This window comes from Phocaeicola plebeius DSM 17135, from assembly GCF_000187895.1.
GTDB classification, from domain to species: Bacteria; Bacteroidota; Bacteroidia; order Bacteroidales; family Bacteroidaceae; genus Phocaeicola; species Phocaeicola plebeius.
The window spans coordinates 1-22,609 of the sequence record NZ_DS990133.1 but is presented as its reverse complement, the minus strand read 5'-3'; the positions used below and the strand labels follow the sequence as shown (position 1 = coordinate 22,609).

Genomic DNA, 22,609 nt, shown 5'->3' with positions numbered 1-22,609 from the left:
CAGGAATATGAAGAACTTGTCTTTGACGTTAGGATTATGGGTTCTTGGAGCTGCAATGTGTGCGGCAGAACCAATAGAATTGGATTTGTCTTCTCCGGAAGGTACACATAAGGTAAAATTTTATGAGAAAAAATCGGCTTCCGGAGCCAATGTACTTTGCTATGAGGTAAATTACAACGGGAAACAGGTAGTGAAGGAATCGCAGGCCGGATTACAACTGGACAATCGTGTCTGGGAAATGGCTTTGGGGATGCGTAAATTGCCTCAGCCGGCATGCTGGATGGACAATCTAGAAGTGGATTCAGTGGCTTACGGCAGCCATGATGCTACTTGGACACCGCTTTATGGGGAACGTAGCTCGGTGCGTGATAACTACAAATGGGGCACACTATATTTGTCGAAAAAGGACGGCTCTAATTACCGTTTGAACGTGGAAGTGCGAGCCTATGATGAAGGGGTGGCTTTTCGTTATTATTTCCCAGAACATCCAAAAGCTATATTTCATAAGGTAGTAGGGGATTTGACGGAGTATACTTTTCCGGAAGGAACTAAGGCTTGGGCCGAACAATGGGCACAGGCGCATTTTGAATACCTGGATGTGAATGCGCTGAAGAAGCCGGTGGAACGTGCCTTGACGCTGGAATTGCCTAATGGAGTTTGGGCAGCATTGACCGATGCGGATGTGGACGACTGGTGTCTGACTAAGTTTCAGTCTTCTGCTGAAAAACAGTATACATTGACTTCTGTCATGTACAGTCCGGTAGATATTGTTACTTATTATGCAACGCCGTGGAAGGTCATCATGGCAGCTGACAAACCGGGAGAATTACTGGAACACAATTATATTATCGAAAATTTGAATCCTCCCTGTGAGATTAAGAATACTAACTGGATTAAGCCGGGAAAAATCATGCGTGAAACATCGCTTACAACAGACCAGGCTTTGAAGACCATTGATTTCTGTGCGGAACACCGTATCCCGTACATGCTTTTTGACTGGCAGTGGTATATGCCCTGTACTTCACATGATGGGGATGCCACGAAGGTGGTGTCAAAACTGGACATGCCGAAAGTAGTAGCGTATGGAAAGAAGAAAGGTGTAGGTATTTGGTTGTATGTCAACCAGCATGCTTTGCAGAAGCAGATGCGCGAATTGTTCCCGCTGTTGCGTAAATGGGGCATTGTGGGAGTGAAATCAGGATTTGTGCAGTATGCAAGTCACCGCTGGGCTACCTGGTTGCACGACATGGTGCGTCTGGCAGCAGAGAATAACCTGATGATGAACATTCATGATGAGTTCCGTCCGTCGGGATTCAGCCGTACTTATCCGAACTTGCTGACACAGGAGGGTATCTTGGGGAATGAAGAGTTTCCGGATGCTACACACAGTACCATTCTTCCGTTTACGCGTATGATTAACGGAGCCGCAGATTACACTATCTGTTATTATGACAAGCGCTTGAAGAATACGCATGCACATCAGCTGGCGGCTTCATTGGTATTTTATAGCCCGTTGATGACGATTTTCTGGTATGACCGTCCTCAATTCTATAACGGAGAGCCGGAGATAGAATGGTTTGAAAACTTGCAGACCGTTTTTGATGAATCGCACGTGCTGAATGGAATGCCGGGTAAAAACATCACCATGGCTCGTCGGAAAGGCAAAGAGTGGTTTGTGGGTATGCTGACCAACAATGACGGTTCTGATGAAACGCTGGATTGTTCTTTCCTGGGCAAGAATCAGATGTATCTGGCATCAATTTATACCGATGGGGGAGAAGAAGTGAAGACAAAAACACAGGTGAAATGTTCGTATGTGCTGGTCGGAGCTGAGGATGTGATAAAGTTTACCCTAAAACCAAGAGGTGGAGCAGCCGTGAGACTGGTGCCGGTGACTGAAAAAGAAGCAAAAGCTTATAAGAAATACGGAGGAGAATCCTTTTAAGTAATTTTTATATTCTTCTTTTAGGTGTAATGAGAGCCTGATTCGTATTTATAAACGAAATGTATTTAGATAAATGGATTTTTAAGTTTTGGGTATTTTTTCTTTTGGTAAAAGATTGTTTTGGGGGTTACTTAAATTGAAAGAAGAATGAAAAGATTGTTTTTGATATTAAGTCTGTCGGTTTGCGGCATGTTTCATCCTGCGATGGCACAGTATCGCTCTGAGGTGTGGGTATCGGATGAAGGGAATGGCATGTACCGGAATCCAGTACTTCATGCGGATTATTCTGATCCGGATGTCTGCGTGGTAGGTGAAGACTATTTTTTGACAGCCTCCAGTTTTAATTGCACACCAGGATTGCCCATCCTTCATTCAAAGGATTTGGTAAACTGGAAAATTGTGAATTATGCTTTGAAAAAGGTGGAACCGGTGGAATATTACAATGAAGCCCGTCATGGAAAAGGCGTATGGGCACCTTCCATTCGTTTTCATGAAGGGATGTATTATATATACTGGGGTGATCCGGATTTTGGCATTTTTATGGTAAAGACTCGTGATCCGTATGGAGAATGGGATAAGCCGGTGCTGGTAAAAGCTGGAAAAGGGATGATTGACCCCTGTCCGTTATGGGATGACGACGGACGGGTGTACCTGGCTCATGCATGGGCTGGAAGCCGGGCGAAATTCAACAGTGTGCTGACGGTATGCGAGTTGAATAAGGAAGGTACAAAAGTCATTTCAGACCCGGTACTGGTGTTTGACGGAAATGACGGCGTAAATCATACCATTGAAGGAGCAAAGTTCTATAAGCGTAATGGCTTTTATTATCTGTTTGCACCTGCAGGCGGAGTCGTTTCCGGATGGCAGCTGGTGATGCGTTCGAAAAATGTATACGGACCGTACGAGCCCCGGATTGTCATGGCACAAGGAAAAACGGACATCAACGGTCCGCATCAGGGAGGATGGGTAGATACTCCGGCCGGTGAATCGTGGTTCTTGCATTTCCAGGATAAGGGGGCTTATGGACGTGTATTGCACCTGAATCCGATGAAATGGGTAAATGACTGGCCGGTAATTGGAGTAGATAGGGATGGCGATGGTTGTGGAGACCCTGTGAGCTGCTATCGTAAACCTAAAACCGATAAAACGTATCCGATAGAAACGCCTGTGGAGAGTGATGAATTTGATACTCGTAAGCTGGGTTTGCAATGGGAATGGCATGCAAATTATCAGGATGTGTTCGGCTTTACGACGAATATGGGATATGCCCGTATTTATGGACATGAACTTTCTTCGCATTTTAAGAATTTCTGGGAAGTACCCAATCTGTTGATGCAAAAATTCCCGGCAGAGGAATTTACAGCTACAGCAAAATTAAAGGTTTCGGCAAAAGATGACGGACAACTTTCGGGGCTCATCGTTATGGGCTGGGATTACTCCTGGATAGGAGTGGAAAAACAGGGAGAAAAGTTCTTGCTGAAGCAGGCGATATGTAAGGATGCAGAACAGGGTAACTTGGAGCAGGTTTCTACATTAGCGGTATTAGAGCCCAGTAAGAAGTTTGAAGCAGGTTTGTTCCCTAATTTCGAAAGAGAGATTTACATAAGGGTACGTGTGGGCAAAGAGGCATATTGTCGCTTTAGCTACAGTCTGGATGGAAAGAAATTTACGGAGGCCGGCACGCTGTTCAAAGCTCGTCAGGGAAAATGGATTGGCGCCAAGGTGGGAATGTTCTGTGTGACACCTCATGGGAAAGAACGTGGTTGGGTGGATGTAGATTGGTTTCATGTGGAAAAATAAAAGAATTTAGATATGAAAATTAAAACTCTATTGTGTGGCATAGGAATAATGGCTTTATCTTCTTGTGCCGGTGAGAAAGCTGAAAAGCTGGATGTGGATAAAGCTTTAGCGTATTGTGACGTACAAGTACATCGTGCACTGGCTGAACTGGGAAAAAACGGGGAGGCGGATTATAGTATGCAGCCTCGAAATATCTTGTCAGGTGAAAAGTTCTGGAATTGCCGGAAGGTGGCTAAGGAAGAATGGACTGGGGGATTCTGGCCGGGTGTTTTGTGGTATGATTATGAAGCTACACAAAATGATACGATTCGTGTGCTGGCTGAAAAGTATACAGAATCGTTGAAACTTTTCTCGGAAATACCAGCTTATGACCATGATTTAGGCTTTCTCGTATTTTGTAGTTATGGAAACGGTTACCGCCTGACGCATAATCCGACTTATCGGGATGTAATCATTGCCACAGCTGATTCGCTGGCTACTTTGTATAATCCGAAAGTGGGTACGATTTTGTCTTGGCCTCGTAATATCGAGATGCTGGGCGGGCATAACACCATTATGGACAACATGATTAACTTAGAGATGCTTTTCTGGGCTGCCCGCAACGGGGGAGACCGACGTTTGTTTGATGTAGCAGTGTCGCATGCAGACAAAACGATGGAAAATCAGTTCCGTCCGGATTATACTTCTTATCATGTGGCAGTGTATGATACGTTGACAGGGAACTGTATAAAGAAATGTACGCATCAGGGATATGCAGATGAGTCGATGTGGGCACGTGGACAGGCTTGGGCTATTTATGGTTATACAGTGGTGTTCCGTGAGACCGGTGACCCTAAATACCTGGAGTTTGCAGAGAAGTTAGTGGATGTGTATCTGAAGAATTTGCCAGAGGACTATGTACCTTACTGGGACTTTAATGCACCTGACATTCCGAATGCACCTAAGGATGCTTCTGCAGCCTGTGTCGTTGCTTCGGCTTTGCTGGAGATGTCTGGTTTTTATGGAAACGGACAAGGGGAAAAGTACAAGGAAGCAGCAGAAAAAATGTTGTGTAGCCTGAGTAGCGATAAATACCAATCGCGGGATACGAATGTCGCTTTCTTATTACATTCTACCGGGCATTGGCCGGCTAAGTCGGAAATAGATGCTTCTATCATCTATGCAGATTATTACTATATTGAGGCCTTGTTGAGATTGAAGAGAATTAATGAAGGTTTGCGGGCCGTAGAATAAAAGGTTGGAGTTATTATAACAGAGCGGGGAAGGACAAAATCATTGTCTTTCCCCGCTTTTGTTATAAGGATTGATAACTGGTTAAGTAGTTGTCAAATTATTTTTTCTTTTGCGAATCAGCTTCTTTCAGCATTTCCTTTACTGCTGCTGCAAGCTGTTCGTCTTCGCCTTTCAGTGATTTTTCAGGACTGTTGTAGACTTTGATGTCCGGTTCCAGTTGTTTGTTTTCCATGTACTGGCCTCGCATATCCATACAGCCTACCTGAGGTATACCGAAGACGATGGTTGGGTCTATCTGGCGTTCCCACCATACAGCGGTCATGGTGCCTGGAACTGGAGCTCCGATAAGCTTACCGATTTTCAATTCTTTGTATACCCATGGGAAACCGTGTGCATTACTGTAATTGTCTTCGCATACCATCACGCAAGACGGTTTCAGCCATTTATTGAACGGGTCGCTGCCGATGTATTGTCCACGAGGAACAAAACGCTGGTATTCTTTTCCGCTTAACAAAGTGGCCAGGTCGTCGTGTAACCAGCCTCCTCCGTTGTGACGGGTATCTACGATAACAGCTTCTTTGTTGCGATTGCGGTCACTAAGCAATTCGCTGTATACATTGCGGAAGCTTGGGCTGTCCATGCCTTTTACGTGCACGTAGGCAATCCGTCCTCCGGAAAGAGCTTCAACCATCTTTTCGTTTCTTTTTACCCAACGTTTGTAAAGTAATTCATTTTGTGCGCCTGCACTAATGGGCTTGATGGTTACCGGGAAGCGTTTTCCGTTTTTCGGGTTATAGATGCTGAGTTGTATATTCTTTCCAGCTTTTCCTTCCAGCATAGGGTAATAATCTGTGTCTTTCAGAATCGGTTTTCCATCGATTTTTTCAATGATACAACCTGCGGTCACATCTGTCTTTTTAACTGCAAACGGACCTTTGGCGATAATTTCCTGGATTTTTAATCCATCTCCTTCGTAGCTGTTGTCAAAGAATACACCTAAGCATGCAGTCGACAAGGTCGCTCCCGGAGCATAATATCTGGCTCCTGTGTGTGAACCGTTCAATTCGCCTAACAGTTCGCTCAACATTTCCTGGAAATCGTAGTTATTGTTGATATGCGGCAAGAAACGTGCATAACTTTCACGATAGTATTTCCAGTCAGTTCCATGCAGGTCGGCTACATAGAACTTGTCGAGTACCTGCTGCCATACGTGATTAAAGATATATTCTCTTTCCTGGTATGGACGGTAATTGAATATCGCTTCAAAGCTTACGTTGTCAGTCTTATTTTTCTCAACATCAATTTTCTTGATGCCTCCGTTGCTGCAAAGGAAGAGCTTTTTACTTTCCTTGTTATAGATCATCGAGCCATATCCGATGTCTTTTAGCAGAAGTTCGGTCTTTTGTTCTTTCAGGTCGTGTACCCACAAGTCGGCACCATCTTCGAAAGAGGCCTGGTAGTAGAGTTTGTCGCCGTCAGGACTGAGTACGGCATCTCCTAAATGAGAGGAATTTACGGTCAGGCGAATAATCCGGTCACGGCAGTTTTCCAAATCAAAGGTGAGTGGAGTGACTTTCTTCTCTTTTTCAGATTTTTCTTTTTTCTCCTTTTTCTTGTCGTCCTGTTTGTCTTTCTCTTTTTCTTTATCTTCTTTCTCTTTTACGAGAGCAAGTTCTTCTTTGTTAAGACGGAAACGTTCGTAAGCTTCTAGGTCGAAGAACATGATGTAAACATCGCTTTCGGCTCCCCAACTTCCGTGGCTTCTGTATCCGGCACGGTCGCTTTCCCAAATCATGGCTTTTCCGTCCAATACCCATTTGGCATTGGAGTCTGTATATCCGCTTTCTGTCAAATTATGGATTTCACCATTTCCGGAAGCGCTGACCAGGGCCACATCGTTATTGTTCCATCCTCCTGTTCCGATGTATCCGCAAAGCAGCCATTTGCTGTCGGGGCTCCACTGGAACCACTGGTCTCCATCACTGTAGGAGTATTCATATTTTCCATCCATGGCAGTGCGGACAGATTTATCTTTCAAATCAAGAACTCGTAGAGTTGTACGGTTCTCCAGAAAAGCAATTTGTTTTCCATCAGGACTGTACTGCGGCTGGAAGGAAGTGACTTGAGAATGCGTCAGCTGTTCTTCCTTAATATCGGTGGCGTAGGTAAATAACTTTTCTTCCTCTTTTGTCAAAGTAGACTGGTAAATCTGCCAGAGTCCGTTTCGCTCGGATGCATATACAATGCTTCGCCCGTCGGGGGCAAAGTCAATGCTGCGTTCTTGTTCCGGAGTGTCTGTGATCTGTTTGGTAGTTTTATATTCAGTAGAGGTTACAAAAACATCTCCATGAAGAATGAACGCTACTTCCTTACCATTGGGTGACACGGCGATTTCGGTTGCTCCTGAAGATTTTATCTGATGAGCTAGTTCTGTCTCTGTCTGGTCTGTTACAATACTGATAGCTACTTTTTGAGGTTGCTGCCCTTCTTTGACCGTATAAATTTCACCTTCATATCCGTAGCATAAAAGTCCGTTTTTAGAAGATGAAAGGAAACGGACCGGATGCTGGGTGTGGTGTGTTAATTGCGTTTCATTGCTTCCGTTAAGGTTGCATTTGAAAATGTTGAAAGAGCCGTTTTTTTCACTGAGGTAATAGAAAGACTGATTGTCATTACTCCAAATCGGGTTACGGTCTTCTCCGTTGAATGACGTGATTTTCTGGTAAGTACGTTCATTGTTCTCTTTCTTACTTATCCAGATGTCACGTGTAATGGAGGACGTATGATGTTTTCGCCAAGGGTCTTCATAACCTTTCTGGTCATGATACAATAACGTTGTGCCATCTTGTGCGACGCTGATATCTTCCATGGGCAGAGAAGAATAGAGCTTGGGACGTCCGCCTTGAGTACTTACCTCATAAATTTGTGGGAATTGGGCACTTGGGAAAGATAAGTCGGTTGCATCAGGCATCAGGTTAGCCTTGAACAAAATATGTGTGGCATCTGAAAATGTAACAGGAGTTTCATTCCCTGAATGGGTGGTTAGTCGCTTGGGGACTCCTCCGTCTTTGGATACAATGTAAATGTCCATACTTCCCTGGCGGGCAGAAGCAAAAGCTATCTGCTGGCCGTCTGGACTCCATATGGGGTGGGTGTCGTATGCCGGATTGGTAGTAAGTTGTCTGGCATTTCCACCAGTGGAGGGTACGGTGTAAATGTCTCCTTTATAACAGAAAGCAATGGTGCTTCCGTCGGGTGAAATGGAGCAATAGCGCATCCATAATGGATTTTCTGTAGCTCCTGCCGTAGTAAATGCGGCAAGGGCGGCAAGGAATAATGAGGTTTTCATCAGCGGTTCTTATCTTTTTTTCGATTAAAAAAACGGTGTATGCGTTGGAAAATCATAATGCCAGTTCTCAGTCCGTCATAAGCGGCTATGCCGGCGTTGATGTGCTGCATCATGTTTTCCATCTTATTTTTACTTTTCTGTGGAGAGAATAAATCCTGTGTCAGGAGTTGTATGCGTTCTTTGGACTCTCTTAATTCTTGCTTTTTTTGTGCTCTTAATTGAGAGATGATTTCAACGCTATAGTTGGGAATGGGTTTTATATCGTTCATTATTTTATTCTTTAGAAGCAGGTTCGTCAAGGAATAATCGTGCGAGGAAATGTACCATTGGCTGGAATATCCATTGTTTTCTCATCCGGTAGATAAGGATGGCTAGTAGAAGAACCACCCCTCCAATGATGGCATATCCTCCAATCAGGCTGCCCACAAGAGGAGCCAAAGCATAGACAAGCATGAAGGAAAAATAAAAAAGAGCCATCATGCTTAAAATAATAATGATGAGTATGAGGATTAAAGTAGAGAGCAGAATGGTGAGCTTTTCTACCAAATCAAGTTTGACGTATTGACCTTGAAGTTCAATGTATTTTCGTACTTCCTTGAATAAGGATTCAAGATTATCAATGCTTTTATCATTTGCAAACATAAGCAGTTTTTATAAAATGAAAAAAATATAAAGCAGACTTTCTCTTAGAAAAAGCCTGCTTTATATTTACGACAAATTATTCAGCGTCTTTTACTTCTGCTGCTATTTGATCGACTAAGTCTTCCATTTCGGCACGATTCAGTCGAATGCCCTTTTTGCGAAGAACTTCAGCAATTTTTCTACGGGTGTCTTCACCTTTTTCCGGGGCAAATAAAATGCCGGCTGCAGCTCCCAAAGTAACACCGCCAAGGAATGCTGCTACAATACTTAATGCTTTCATAAATCTACTTTTAAAAGTTATTACTTCACAAATCTAATAATAATCCTGATATGTTGTTCTTTTTTCTAGGAAAAATGCAGCTTCATGCTGACAATCGAATAGAATTAACTGATTTTAATAGTATGGCAGATTTTATATTGTTACCTTTGCAACATACAAAATTGAATATTCATCTAATATTTGGTATAGATAACATGAAAAAGATCGTTGTAATGGGAATGGCCTTATGTACGGCATTGGCATTCTCTTCTTGTAAATCAAGTGAAAGTGCTTACAAGAAAGCGTATGAAAAAGCTAAACAACAGGAATTGGCTGAAGCTTCAGCTGCTGCAGAAGCTCCAGTAGAAGCTCCTGCGGTGGAAGCTGCACCGGCTCCTGCCCCCGTTGTATCTACAGCTCCAGTTCGTGAGGAAAAAGTTGAATTGGTTTCAGGCGATGGATTAAAAGCTTATAGCGTAGTATGTGGTAGTTTTGGTGTGAAGGCAAATGCGGATGGTTTGAAGTCTAAACTTGACGGTGACGGTTACAATGCAAAAGTTGTGTATAATGCAGAACGTAATATGTATCGTGTAGTTGTTGAGTCATTTGATACAAGAGATGAAGCTGCTCGTGCAAGAGATGCATTTAAAGCAAAATATCCTACACGTGAAGATTTCCAAGGTGCTTGGTTATTGTATCGCGTGTATTAATGTGATATAGATAAGAATTATTATTCCATATTTCAGGATTAAAAGCGACAGTGTAAAAGCTGTCGCTTTTTTTGCTTATATTTGTCGGCCGAAAAAGATTTGATATTTATGAAATTGAATAGGATTATAGGTATGTTTTTGCTTGGAATGCCTTTGGCTATGCAAGCACAGGAAAAGGTTGTGCCAATAAAATACGGTGACATGGATCAGTGGGTAACCCGTAAGATTCATGAGTCGGGGATTATTGGAGGAAATACAAAATTGCTGTATGAATTAGGTCCCACAAAGGAAATTGACGGAAATGTGGCTTATGTGAATCAGGGAGGATCTCCGTGGGGAAATTCCAATGTGATGGCTAAAGTGATGGGGATTGTAAAAACAAATACCAGTGTATATCCTGAACAGAGAGGAAATGGTTATTGCGCGCGTTTGGAAACTCATATTGAAAGTGTAAAGGTGCTGGGAATGGTGAATATCACAGTCTTAGCTTCAGGTTCTATGTTTTTGGGTGATATGAAAGAACCGATTACGGGAACTAAAGACGGAGAAAAAGCACTGAATTCTGGCCTTCCTTTTACTTCTCGTCCAAAGGCGGTTCGTTATGATTATAAGGTGCAAATGTCTGGAGAACCGAACCGTATTCGTCAGACCGGATTCAGTAAGAAGACTACCGTGCCGGGACAGGATTGTGCGATTATGGTCTGCCTGTTGCAGAAGCGTTCGGAAGATGCGGAAGGAAACATTATTGCTAAGCGAGTAGGTACGGTAGCCGTAAAATACAATCGCTCACAAGACTGGCATAATGGAGCTACTTATGAGATAATGTATGGAGATATTACGCATGACAAGCGTTATGTGCCAGAACTGATGCAATTAGGTACGGGAGGATATTATGCCCGAAACAGTAAAGGAGAAAGTAAGCTTATAAAAGAAGTAGGTTGGGCTGGCAAAGACGAGCATCCTACCCATTTGATCCTTCAGTTTACTTCAAGTATGGGAGGGGCTTTTGTGGGATCTCCTGGAAATAAATTATGGATAGATAATGTCAATTTGGTATATTGAGATTGCAAAAAAGCTTGTAGGGATGGGAAAAAGTCTTCGTATATATAAAAATAAGGTGTAACAGCTGATATTTTTTGAGCATTTTTTCCTTTATTCGTTACTTACTTTCAAAAGAAATACTTATTTTTGCATCGCAATCGGAAAGGAATAAATGTCAAATTGATGGTTCCTTTTGATTACTAATAGAGTGAGTGTTTATAAAGCAATTATAAAACCTTTAAATTTTAAACAAAATGATTAAAGTAGGTATTAACGGTTTCGGTCGTATCGGCCGTTTCGTATTCCGTGCAGCTCAGAACAGAAACGATATTCAGATCGTAGGTATTAACGACTTGTGTCCGGTAGATTACTTGGCATACATGTTGAAATATGATACTATGCACGGTAAATTCAACGGTACTATCGAAGCTGACGTTGAAAACAGCAAATTGATTGTTAACGGTAAAGAAATCCGTGTAACAGCTTGCAAAGATCCTAAAGAATTGGCTTGGGATGCAGTAGGTGCTGAATACGTAGTAGAATCTACTGGTTTGTTCTTGACTAAAGAAAAAGCTCAGGCTCACATCGAAGCTGGTGCTAAATATGTAGTTATGTCAGCTCCTTCTAAGGATGACACTCCGATGTTCGTTTGCGGTGTTAACGAAAAAACTTATGTTAAAGGTACTCAGTTCGTTTCTAACGCTTCTTGTACTACTAACTGCTTAGCTCCTATCGCTAAGGTTTTGAACGACAAATGGGGTATCACTGATGGTTTGATGACTACAGTTCACTCTACAACTGCTACTCAGAAAACTGTTGACGGTCCTTCTATGAAAGACTGGAGAGGTGGTCGTGCTGCTTCTGGTAACATCATCCCATCTTCAACTGGTGCTGCTAAAGCTGTAGGTAAAGTTATCCCGGCTTTGAACGGTAAATTGACTGGTATGTCAATGCGTGTTCCGACTTTGGACGTATCTGTAGTTGACTTGACTGTTAACTTGGCTAAACCGGCTACTTACGCTGAAATCTGCGCTGCTATGAAGGAAGCTTCTGAAGGCGAATTGAAGGGTATCCTGGGTTACACTGAAGATGCAGTTGTTTCTTCTGACTTCTTGGGTGACACTCACACTTCTATCTTCGATGCTAAAGCTGGTATCGCTTTGACTGATACTTTTGTTAAGGTTGTTTCTTGGTATGACAACGAAATCGGTTACTCTAACAAAGTATTGGATTTGATCGCTCACATGGCTTCTGTAAACTGCTAATTAGTTTAGACCATATAGCAAGAGCCGTCAGGATTTTCTCCTGGCGGCTTTTTTTTGCGCATATTCGTGCGTGTTGTGCAGAAAAAAACTATCTTTGCCGTTGAACTTCTCAAAAATGACCTTATGAATTATGATTTGATTACGATACTTGGTCCAACGGCTTCAGGAAAGACTTCTTTGGCTGCAGCTTTAGCTGCTCGTCTGAAAACAGAAATTATTAGTGGTGACAGTCGTCAGGTGTATCGTAGGATGGATTTGGGAACAGGTAAGGATTTATCAGACTATGTGGTTGACGGCTATAAGGTTCCTTATCATTTGATAGACATTGTGGAACCAGGCTATAAATATAATGTATTTGAATATCAACGTGATTTTTTAGTTGCATACGAAGATATAAAGGCCAGAGGACTTCTACCGATTTTATGTGGAGGTACAGGTATGTATCTGGAGTCCATTTTGAAAGGATACCGTTTACTTCCTGTTCCGGAAAATAAAGAACTGAGAGAACGTTTGGCTTCTAAATCGCTTGAGGAGTTGACGGATATCTTGTCTCGCTATAAGAAATTGCATAATTCAACAGATGTAGATACGGTGAAGCGAGCCATTCGGGCAATTGAAATAGAGGAATATTATTTAACTCAAGATGTCAATGCGCGTTCATTCCCCGAAATACATAGTCTGATTATCGGAGTGGACATTGATCGGGATTTGCGCCGGCAGAAGATTACCAACCGATTGAAGAAACGCTTGCAGGAAGGAATGGTTGATGAAGTAAAGGCGTTGCTGGAAGAGGGGATAAATCCTGATGATTTGATTTATTATGGTCTGGAATATAAATATTTGACTTTATATGCGGTGGGTAAGTTGTCTTACGATGAAATGTTCAGTCAACTTGAAATCGCTATTCATCAGTTTGCCAAACGGCAGATGACTTGGTTTAGAGGTATGGAAAGGAGGGGCTTTCAGATTCATTGGATAGATGCTGAAGCACCACTGAATGAGAATGTGGAACGAATTATTGATCTGATAAAATAAACGGAAATGGCAGTAGAACCAGACAGATGGGGGGTGATTTATAACCCCAAGGCCGGAAGCCGGAAGGCTCAGAAACGTTGGCAGACCATTCGTGCTTACATGGATGAATGTAAGGTGAAATATGATTATGTGCAGTCGGAGGGATTTGGTTCGGTTGAACGTTTGGCAAAGACACTGGCTAATAACGGTTATCTTACAATTGTAGTAGTTGGTGGTGATGGTGCTCTTAATGATGCCCTGAATGGTATTATGTATTCCGATGTAAAAGATAAAAGTCAGATAGCCTTAGGGGTGATTCCGAATGGGATTGGTAATGATTTTGCAAAGTACTGGGGACTAAGCTCCGATGATTATAAGAAAGCGGTAGATGTGTTGATCAATCGTCGATTGAGAAAAATTGATATTGGGGTGTTCTCGTATTTTGACGGAGAACAACATCAGACTCGTTACTTTCTGAATGCTGTGTATATGGGACTTGGTGCCCGAATTGTACGGATTACCAATGAAACCCGTCGCTTTTGGGGAATTCCACTGATTTCTTATCTGGCTTCATTGTTTTTGGTTGCCTTTGAACGGAAATTACATCGGATGCATTTGAAGATAAATGACGAACATATTCGTGGGCGCATCATGGCTGTGGGAATTGGTAGTGCATACGGGTATGGACTGACTCCGAGTGCTGTTCCATATAACGGGTGGCTTGATGTGTCTATTATTTATCGTCCAGAGCTTCGTCAGTTAATTTCCGGACTTTGGATGTTGCAACAGGGAAGATTGCTGAATCATAAGACGGTCAAGCCTTATCGTACGCGGTGTGTAAAGGTATTGCGTGCACAGAATGCGGAAGTCAGTCTGGATGGTCGGCTTTGGTTGGACCGTCATTTCCCGATTGAAATTACAATAGCTCCAGAAGCAATTACTTTGATAATACCTAATTAATATGATAAAGAATATTTCTGATTTAAAGCGGGATGATATGTTTTTCCTGCTGGCAGGTCCTTGTGTGATAGAAGGAGAGGATATGGCTCTTCGTATTGCGGAGCGAGTAGTTAAAATTACGGATAAATTGCATATCCCATACGTTTTTAAAGGTTCTTACCGGAAAGCGAACCGTTCTCGTCTGGATTCTTTCACGGGAATAGGTGATGAAAAGGCATTGAAAATCTTGGCTAAGGTTAGAAGTACGTTTGATGTGCCTGTAGTAACAGATATTCATACTGCTTCCGAAGCAGAAATGGCTGCTGAATATGTGGATGTGTTGCAGATACCGGCGTTCCTTTGTCGTCAGACCGATTTGCTGGTTGCGGCAGCTCGCACCGGAAAAATTGTCAACATTAAAAAAGGTCAGTTCTTGTCTCCTGTTGCCATGCGTTTTGCGGCTGATAAAGTGGTAGAGGCAGGTAACGATCAGGTGATGCTGACGGAACGTGGTACAACATTTGGTTATCAGGATTTGATTGTCGATTATAGAGGTATTCCGGAGATGCAATCTTTCGGACATCCGGTAGTGCTGGATGTGACACATTCTTTGCAACAGCCTAATCAGACTTCAGGGGTTACAGGGGGTATGCCGCAGCTTATTGAAACTGTGGCAAAGGCCGGTGTGGCAGTTGGTGTGGATGGATTGTTTATGGAAACTCATGAAGATCCGTCTAAAGCAAAAAGCGATGGAGCCAATATGCTAAAATTGGACTTGCTGGAAGACTTGCTGATTAAACTGGTTCGTATTCGTCAATCTTTGTAATGTATGATGGGGCGGTTGGTTGAGATAAAAGTCTGGAAAGAGATTGTAGTGTCTTTGTTTGTATGTCTTACATTGTCAGTAGGAAAGGGATATGCCCAAAGCGAATCTATGGTGTCTTCTACAGACAATGTGCCGCTGCTAGAGAGAATGACGGATGGTAAGCGGAAGGTGGATTGGGCAGATATGAATATTCAGTTCTGTTCTGCTGCCGATGTCTCCTTTAATAATGCCAAACTGGATGAAGCGGCATTTAAGGTGCATCGTATCCGTTTGGAGGTGTTAGGGGGATTTCATGAAAAATTCTCCTATCATTTTCGTCAGTCTTTGAATCAATATACTACTCCCAATATTCCCTTGGATAATCTGTCTGGTTCAGTAGAATTGGCCATGGTAGGTTGGCAGTTGACTGACAAATGGAAACTGACTGCCGGAAAGCAACCTGTCCAGTTCAGTGGGTATGAGTGCTGGGTGAATGCCATAAAAGTGCGGCATTACTCTGATTTCAATAACACGATACCATGCTATCAGGCGGGTTTGAATGCGGCCTACAAGATGAATGACAACCATGAGTTTAATTTTCAGTTGACAAATAATCGGAACGGAGATAGTGCTGATCAGTTTATGTATGGACTTCCGGAAGGGGTAGAGCCTACTAAAATTCCTTTGCTGGCAACCGTTAATTGGGATGGTTATTTTGTGGATCATGCCATGCAGCTTCGTTATTCTCTTTCCTATGGACAGCTGGCAAAAAATAAGAATGTATTTTATTTTACTTGTGGAAATGTATGGGACAAGAAACCCTTTTTAGGCTACATTGATTTTATGTATTCGCGTGAGGGCATCGACTCCAAAGGACTTATTAGTGAGGTAACAGCTGTGAATGGTGAAGGTACTACGGTGCCGAATGTGGACTACTTTACAACTATATTCAATTTAGACTACCGTGTGGCTTCACATTGGAATATGTATGTAAAAGGAGTCTATGAACAGGGCAATGTGTTTAAATCGAATGACATATTTTCTGCAGGTACTTATCGCAGGGTATGGAACGTACAGCTTTGTGCAGAGTATTATCCTTTGAAAAACAGTGAGCTGTTGTGCTATCTTCACCTATTATATAAGAATATACATTTGACAGAGAAAGCACGTTCGTGGGGAGCGGAAAGTTATAATCACCAGCGCATTTCATTAGGTTTGGTTTATACACTGCCCGTTTTCTGAGAAGAAGTTATTTTCTGCATGGCATCTGTTTATATATTCCAATAAAAAACTATATCTTTGCAACGCAATTACGGTTTGGATTACATTAAAAAGTAAAAAGATATGCTTACTATTAAACAAATTACAGAAGACACCGACAAGGTGATTCGTGGATTGGAGAAAAAGCATTTTGCAAATGCAAAAGAAACAATTGCAAAAGTGCTTGAACTGAATGATCAGAGACGTAGCGCACAAAACCAATTAGATAAAAATCTCTCAGAAGTAAATTCTACATCGAAGACTATCGGTGCTTTGATGAAAGAGGGAAAAAAGGAAGAGGCAGAAGCTGCTAAAGCTCGTGTAGCGGAAATCAAAGAAATTAGCAAAGAACTGCAGGCAACGATGGATAAGGCTGCTGAAGATATGCAGAACTTGCTTTATACCATCCCTAATGTACCTTACGAAAGTGTTCCGGAAGGTTTTGGAGCTGAAGATAATGTGGTAGAAAAAATGGGAGGTATGGAAACCGAACTTCCGAAAGATGCATTGCCGCATTGGGAGCTGGCCAAAAAATATGATTTGATTGATTTTGATTTAGGCGTTAAGATTACAGGTGCTGGTTTCCCGGTATACAAAGGAAAAGGTGCTCGTTTGCAGCGTGCATTGATTAACTTCTTCCTGGATGAGGCTCGTGCTGCAGGTTATGAAGAAATCATGCCTCCTACAGTAGTGAATGCTGCATCAGGATATGGAACAGGACAGTTGCCTGATAAGGAAGGTCAGATGTATCACTGCAACTTGGATGACTTGTATCTGATTCCTACTGCTGAAGTGCCTGTGACTAATATTTACCGTGACGTGATTCTGGATGAAAAACAGCTTCCGATTAAGAACTGTGCTTACACTCAGTGTTTCCGTCGTGAAGCTGGTTCTTATGGAAAGGATGTACGTGGTTTGAACCGTTTGCATGAATTCTCAAAAGTTGAATTGGTGCGCATTGACAAACCGGAACATTCTAAACAGTCTCATCAGGAAATGTTGGACCATGTAGAAGGCTTGTTGAAGAAATTGGAACTTCCTTACAGAATTCTTCGTTTGTGTGGTGGTGATATGAGCTTTACAGCCGCACTTTGCTTCGATTTCGAAGTATACTCTGAAGCACAGAAACGCTGGTTGGAAGTAAGTTCTGTTTCAAATTTCGATACTTATCAGGCAAACCGTTTGAAATGCCGTTATCGTACAGCTGAAAAGAAAACAGAACTTTGTCATACATTGAATGGTTCAGCTTTGGCTTTGCCTCGTATTGTGGCCGCATTGCTGGAAAATAATCAAACTCCAGAAGGAATTCGCATTCCTAAGGCTTTGGTTCCTTATTGCGGATTTGATATGATTGACTAATTGACATATTATAACAAAATTCTCGTCTGATACAGTTTTAAGATGTATACTTGAACTGTATCAGACGTTTTTTATATAATTACTTTTCAAATCTTATGAATGTAAGATTTTTTGTAATAAAACGGGGATATATGCCTTTAGAAGTATAAAAAACGGGCTTTTAAGGTAAAAAAAAGGATTTTGGTTTTGTTGTTTATTTTTAATCATTAAATTTGAGGGGAAATAAAAGTAACATTTTTTATGACGAGTATTAATTTATAACCTTAATATACAACTATGAGTTATTTACGATTTGACAAGACGATAATGACAAATCTGGAAGAAACTCTAACTAGAGAAATTCTTCGTACGAATCGCTCGGGGGCTTATCATTGTTCGACAATTGTAGACTGTAATACGCGTAAGTATCATGGGTTGCTTGTGATACCTGTACCGGAGTTGGACGATGAAAACCATGTATTACTTTCTTCATTGGATGAAACTGTTATCCAACATGGGGCTGAGTTTAATCTTGGCTTGCATAAATATGGAGGCGACAATTTCAGTCCTAGAGGACATAAATACATTCGCGAATTCGAGTGTGAGAAAGTTCCGACGACTATTTATCGTGTAGGTGGTGTTATTTTAAAGAAAGAGAAGTTATTTGTACATCATGAAAACCGTATTCTGATAAGGTATACGTTAGTTGATGCACATTCTGAAACAATTCTTCGTTTGCGTCCTTATTTGGCTTTCCGTAGTGTAAGACAATATACGCACGAAAATGCACAGGCCAGTCGCCATTATGATGTGGTAGAGAACGGAATAAAGACATGTATGTATCCTGGATATCCGGAACTCTACATGCAGTTGAGTAAGGAAAATCAATTCTGTTTCCAGCCCGATTGGTATAGAGGCATTGAATATCCGAAAGAACGTGAACGCGGATATGATTTTAATGAAGATTTGTATGTGCCTGGTTACTTTGAGATTAGTATTAAGAAAGGGGAATCTGTTACTTTCTCAGGTGGCGTGACACCAATTGAAACTACTTCTCTTAATGCCTTGTTCGCAGCAGAAATGGAACAGCGAACTCCTCGTGATAACTTCAAAAACTGTCTTATTAATTCAGCGCATCAGTTCCTTAACAAGCAGGACGGTGAATCGTACATTTTAGCCGGGTATCCTTGGTTTAAGTGCCGTGCCCGTGACATGTTTATTTCACTTCCTGGACTTACTCTTTCCATTGGTGAAATTGGTAAGTTTGAAATGATTATGGAAACGGCCTTAAAGGCTGTTTATGCATTCATGGAAGGTAAGGACTCTCATTTGAAGGTGACAGAGATAGAACATCCTGATGTGTTGTTATGGCTGGTATGGACTATACAGCAATATGCCAAGATGGTGTCATGGGATGAAGCGCGAGTAAAATATGGTAAAGCCTTGAAGGATGTGATGGATTATCTGGCAGGTAATCATCATCCTAATTTGAAAGTTCATGAAAACGGATTGGTTTATACAAACGGAAGAGACAAAGCTGTTACATGGATGAACTCTACTGTAAATGGTCGTCCGGTAGTTGCTCGCACAGGATATGTGGTGGAATTTAATGCTTTGTGGTACAATGCACTTTGCTTTGTAGCTGATTTATTGTCTTCAGATAATGGTTTTGTAGATTATCTGCATCAGTTCTCCGATAAAGTGTCTCAGTCATTTGTGCAGACTTTCCTGAATGAATATGGCTATTTGCTTGATTACGTAGATGGCGATATGATGGACTGGAGTGTTCGTCCGAACATGATTTTTGCGGCAGCCTTTGATTATTCTCCACTGGATTCCAAACAGAAGAAAGGTGTTGTAGACATCGTAACAAAAGAATTGCTGACACCTAAAGGCATCCGTTCGCTGAGTCCGAAGAGTGGTGGTTATAATCCTAACTATGTAGGTCCTCAGCTTCAGCGTGATTATGCTTACCATCAGGGTACCGCATGGCCATGGCTGGAAGGTTTCTATCTGGAGGCTTATTTACGTATCTATAAACGGAGTGCAATTTCATTTGTAGAACGTCAGCTTATTAGTTATGAAGATCAGATGACCTGTCATTGCATCAGTTCTATTCCTGAATTATTTGATGGAAATCCGCCATTCCAGGGTAGAGGTGCTGTTTCATTTGCAATGAATGTGGCCGAAATTTTACGTACATTGAATTTGTTGGAGAAATATAACAATCAATAAAGAGGAGGGGTTTATATGAAAGTTTTGATGTTTGGTTGGGAATTTCCTCCTCATATCTTAGGAGGATTAGGTACAGCCAGTTATGGATTGACTCATGGACTTGCTCAACAGGAGGATATGGAAATTACTTTCTGTATTCCGAAGCCTTGGGGAGATGAAGACCAGAGCTTTTTACGTATCATAGGAATGAACAGTGTACCTATTGTATGGCGTGACGTACAATGGGATTATGTAAAAGATAGAGTGGGACATTATATGGATCCGCAACTTTATTATGACTTGCGTGATCACATTTATGCAGATTTCAATTATATGCATACCAATGATTTGGGTTGCATGGAGTTTTCTGGAAGATATCCGGATAATCTGCATGAAGAAATCAATAACTATTCTATTGTAGCCGGTGTGGTGGCTCGTCAGCAACAGTTTGATATTATTCACTCGCACGACTGGTTGACTTATCCGGCTGGTATTCATGCTAAGCAGGTTTCTGGAAAACCGCTGGTTATCCATGTACACGCTACAGACTTTGACCGAAGCCGTGGTAATGTGAATCCTACTGTTTACTCCATTGAAAAGAACGGTATGGACCATGCTGATTGCATCATGTGTGTAAGTGAGTTGACACGTCAGACGGTTATTCACAAGTATTATCAGGATCCTCGCAAAGTATTCACCATGCACAATGCGGTATCTCCGCTTCCAAAAGAAATACAGGATATTCAGGTTAAGAAGAATCCGAAAGAAAAGATTGTTACTTTCTTGGGACGTATCACCATGCAGAAAGGTCCGGAATACTTTGTGGAAGCCGCTGCTATGGTATTGAATCGCACCCGTAACATTCGTTTTGTAATGGCTGGTAGCGGCGATATGATGAACGCCATGATTCGTCTGGCAGCAGAAAGAGGTATTGCCGACCGTTTCCATTTCCCGGGATTCATGAAAGGCAAGCAAGTATATGAAGTGTTGAAGATGAGTGATGTGTATATCATGCCGTCAGTGTCTGAACCATTTGGTATTTCACCACTGGAAGCTATGCAATGCTGCGTGCCGACAATCATCTCCAAACAGTCTGGTTGTGCCGAAATTCTTTCGAAGTGTATTAAAACAGACTATTGGGATATACATGCAATGGCAGATGCCATTTACTCTATCTGTACCAATGATTCACTTTATGAGTATCTCCGCGATGAAGGAAAGAAAGAAGTGGACGGCATTGTATGGGAGAAAGTCGGCGTGAAGATTCGCGCACTTTATGAGCAAGTCTTAAAAAATTATGGTAAATAAAACTGCAAAACAATATGAAAACAATTTGTCTTTACTTTGAAATACACCAGATTATTCATTTGAAACGTTATCGTTTCTTTGAAATCGGTTCAGAACATTATTACTACGATGATTATGCCAATGAGCAGGGCATGAATGAAGTGGCCGAACGTTCCTATATACCGGCTTTAAGAACCCTGATTGATATGGCAAAAGCAAATAATGGTGCTTTTAAAGTTGCTCTGTCTATTTCAGGTGTGGCTTTGGAACAGTTGGAAATCCACGCTCCTGCCGTGATAGAATTATTGCATGAACTGAATGCCACAGGTTGCTGTGAATTCCTTTGCGAACCTTATTCACATGGATTGTCTTCTTTGAAAAATGAAACTTGCTTCTGCGAAGAGGTAGAACGCATGCGCGTGAAGATTAAAGACTATTTCGGACAAGATCCTAAGGTATTCCGTAACTCCAGCCTGATTTATGATAATGAAATAGGTGGTATTGTAGCAGGAATGGGATTCAAGGGTATGTTGGCAGAAGGTGCTAAGCATGTGTTGGGATGGAAGAGCCCTCATTACTTGTATCATTGCGCCGAAAATCCGAATCTGAAGTTGTTGCTGCGTGACTTTAAATTGTCTGATGATATCAGCTTGCGCTTCTCTAATACTGAATGGAACGAATATCCGTTGTTTGCTGATAAATACATTGGCTGGATTGCTTCATTGCCCGAAAATGAACAGGTTATCAATATCTTTATGGAGCTGTCTGCATTAGGTATCTTCCAGCCGCTGTCTTCTAATATTCTGGAATTCCTGAAGGCATTGCCTGAATGTGCTAAGCAGAAAGGAATCACTTTCTCTACTCCGTCAGAAATCGTAACGAAACTGAAATCTGTCGATATGATTGATGTGCCTTATCCGATGTCTTGGGTAGATGAAGAACGTGATATCAGTCCATGGTTAGGAAATGTGATGCAGCGTGAAGCATTTGATAAGTTGTATAGCGTAGCAGAACGTGTACACTTGTGCTCTGACCGTAGAATCAAACAGGATTGGGATTATCTGCAGGCAAGCAATAACTTCCGTTTCATGACTACCAAGCAAATGGGCGTATCGTTGGATCGTGGTATTTATGATTCACCGTATGATGCTTTCACAAATTACATGAATATCCTTGGTGACTTTATTGCTCGTGTAAATTCATTGTATCCGGTAGATATGGAAGATGAAGAATTGAATTCTTTGTTGACAACCATACGTAATCAGGAAGAAGAGCTGGTACAATTGAATGATCAGGTAAAGCGTTTACAGGCCTTGGTTAAGGAACAATCAGAGAAAGAAAAGGCTCCTGCTAAAAAAGCTCCTGCCAAGAAAACAACTGCTGCCAAGAAGACTACTACAGCTAAGAAGTAAAGCTTGAGATAGAGGCATAAAAAAAAACGTACGTTTACGTTACGTTTAGTTTTATTTATTTATTTATTTTACTTTTATTTTATTTTAGTTTAGTTT

General features: G+C 41.7%; 18 protein-coding genes. 14 read left to right on the top strand and 4 right to left on the bottom strand.

Annotated features, from left to right (window positions below; translation table 11 throughout):
* Window positions 1–55: 55 nt before the first annotated feature.
* The 3 genes from BACPLE_RS12920 (at window position 56) to BACPLE_RS12910 (ending at window position 4,978) form a co-directional block, all read left to right on the top strand.
* Entirely contained in the window at window positions 56–1,945 is a 1,890-nt protein-coding gene (locus BACPLE_RS12920; protein ID WP_235777940.1) for a glycoside hydrolase family 97 protein, read from the top strand.
* A gap of 147 nt (window positions 1,946–2,092) precedes the next feature.
* Window positions 2,093–3,745 carry a glycoside hydrolase family 43 protein gene (locus BACPLE_RS12915; protein ID WP_040313196.1) on the top strand — a complete coding sequence of 551 codons (1,653 nt, stop codon included), beginning with the start codon at window positions 2,093–2,095 and terminating at the stop codon, window positions 3,743–3,745.
* A 12-nt stretch (window positions 3,746–3,757) separates the two neighbouring features.
* Window positions 3,758–4,978: a glycoside hydrolase family 88 protein gene (locus BACPLE_RS12910; RefSeq protein WP_007562688.1), complete on the top strand. Its 1,221-nt coding sequence runs from the start codon at window positions 3,758–3,760 to the stop codon at window positions 4,976–4,978.
* Between the two features lie 97 nt (window positions 4,979–5,075).
* Here the strand turns inward: BACPLE_RS12910 and BACPLE_RS12905 are convergent, their stop codons facing one another.
* The 4 genes from BACPLE_RS12905 to BACPLE_RS12890 form a co-directional block, all read right to left on the bottom strand.
* Entirely contained in the window at window positions 5,076–8,327 is a 3,252-nt protein-coding gene (locus tag BACPLE_RS12905; protein ID WP_007562686.1) for a S41 family peptidase, read from the bottom strand.
* On the bottom strand, window positions 8,327–8,596 hold the full coding sequence (locus tag BACPLE_RS12900; RefSeq protein ID WP_007562684.1) for a hypothetical protein: 270 nt from the start codon (window positions 8,594–8,596) through the stop codon (window positions 8,327–8,329). The genes BACPLE_RS12905 and BACPLE_RS12900 overlap by 1 nt, the downstream gene beginning before the upstream one ends.
* 4 nt (window positions 8,597–8,600) lie before the next feature.
* Entirely contained in the window at window positions 8,601–8,969 is a 369-nt protein-coding gene (locus BACPLE_RS12895) for a phage holin family protein (RefSeq protein ID WP_007562683.1), read from the bottom strand.
* 76 nt (window positions 8,970–9,045) lie between these two features.
* Window positions 9,046–9,249, bottom strand: a complete 204-nt coding sequence (locus tag BACPLE_RS12890) for a YtxH domain-containing protein (protein ID WP_007562680.1) — start codon at window positions 9,247–9,249, stop codon at window positions 9,046–9,048.
* Window positions 9,250–9,443: 194 nt separating this feature from the next.
* Here BACPLE_RS12890 and BACPLE_RS12885 point away from each other — a divergent pair, with 194 nt between their 5' ends.
* From BACPLE_RS12885 to BACPLE_RS12835, 11 genes are all read left to right on the top strand, one after another.
* Window positions 9,444–9,938 (top strand): SPOR domain-containing protein, encoded by a 495-nt coding sequence (locus BACPLE_RS12885; protein ID WP_040313193.1) that lies wholly within the window; start codon window positions 9,444–9,446, stop codon window positions 9,936–9,938.
* A gap of 108 nt (window positions 9,939–10,046) precedes the next feature.
* On the top strand, window positions 10,047–11,000 hold the full coding sequence (locus BACPLE_RS12880) for a PCMD domain-containing protein (protein WP_007562677.1): 954 nt from the start codon (window positions 10,047–10,049) through the stop codon (window positions 10,998–11,000).
* Between the two features lie 233 nt (window positions 11,001–11,233).
* Window positions 11,234–12,244: a type I glyceraldehyde-3-phosphate dehydrogenase gene (gene gap, locus BACPLE_RS12875; protein WP_007562676.1), complete on the top strand. Its 1,011-nt coding sequence runs from the start codon at window positions 11,234–11,236 to the stop codon at window positions 12,242–12,244.
* Window positions 12,245–12,367: 123 nt separating this feature from the next.
* On the top strand, window positions 12,368–13,279 hold the full coding sequence (gene miaA / locus BACPLE_RS12870; RefSeq protein WP_040313268.1) for a tRNA (adenosine(37)-N6)-dimethylallyltransferase MiaA: 912 nt from the start codon (window positions 12,368–12,370) through the stop codon (window positions 13,277–13,279).
* 6 nt (window positions 13,280–13,285) lie between these two features.
* Window positions 13,286–14,218, top strand: coding sequence for a diacylglycerol/lipid kinase family protein (locus tag BACPLE_RS12865; protein WP_007562672.1), 933 nt, complete (start codon window positions 13,286–13,288; stop codon window positions 14,216–14,218).
* 1 nt (window position 14,219) lies between these two features.
* The gene (gene kdsA, locus BACPLE_RS12860; RefSeq protein ID WP_007562670.1) at window positions 14,220–15,023 is read left to right on the top strand and encodes a 3-deoxy-8-phosphooctulonate synthase; all 804 of its coding nucleotides are present in this window, start codon (window positions 14,220–14,222) and stop codon (window positions 15,021–15,023) included.
* A gap of 3 nt (window positions 15,024–15,026) precedes the next feature.
* On the top strand, window positions 15,027–16,244 hold the full coding sequence (locus BACPLE_RS12855) for an OprO/OprP family phosphate-selective porin (protein WP_007562668.1): 1,218 nt from the start codon (window positions 15,027–15,029) through the stop codon (window positions 16,242–16,244).
* A gap of 102 nt (window positions 16,245–16,346) precedes the next feature.
* Window positions 16,347–17,621, top strand: coding sequence for a serine--tRNA ligase (gene serS / locus BACPLE_RS12850; protein WP_007562666.1), 1,275 nt, complete (start codon window positions 16,347–16,349; stop codon window positions 17,619–17,621).
* A gap of 276 nt (window positions 17,622–17,897) precedes the next feature.
* Window positions 17,898–19,835, top strand: coding sequence for a glycogen debranching enzyme N-terminal domain-containing protein (locus tag BACPLE_RS12845; RefSeq protein ID WP_007562665.1), 1,938 nt, complete (start codon window positions 17,898–17,900; stop codon window positions 19,833–19,835).
* 15 nt (window positions 19,836–19,850) lie between these two features.
* Complete coding sequence (locus tag BACPLE_RS12840; RefSeq protein ID WP_007562662.1) at window positions 19,851–21,122, top strand: glycosyltransferase family 4 protein; 1,272 nt, start codon at window positions 19,851–19,853, stop codon at window positions 21,120–21,122.
* A gap of 14 nt (window positions 21,123–21,136) precedes the next feature.
* Window positions 21,137–22,513: a glycoside hydrolase family 57 protein gene (locus tag BACPLE_RS12835; RefSeq protein WP_007562660.1), complete on the top strand. Its 1,377-nt coding sequence runs from the start codon at window positions 21,137–21,139 to the stop codon at window positions 22,511–22,513.
* The last annotated feature ends 96 nt before the right edge of the window (window positions 22,514–22,609 follow it).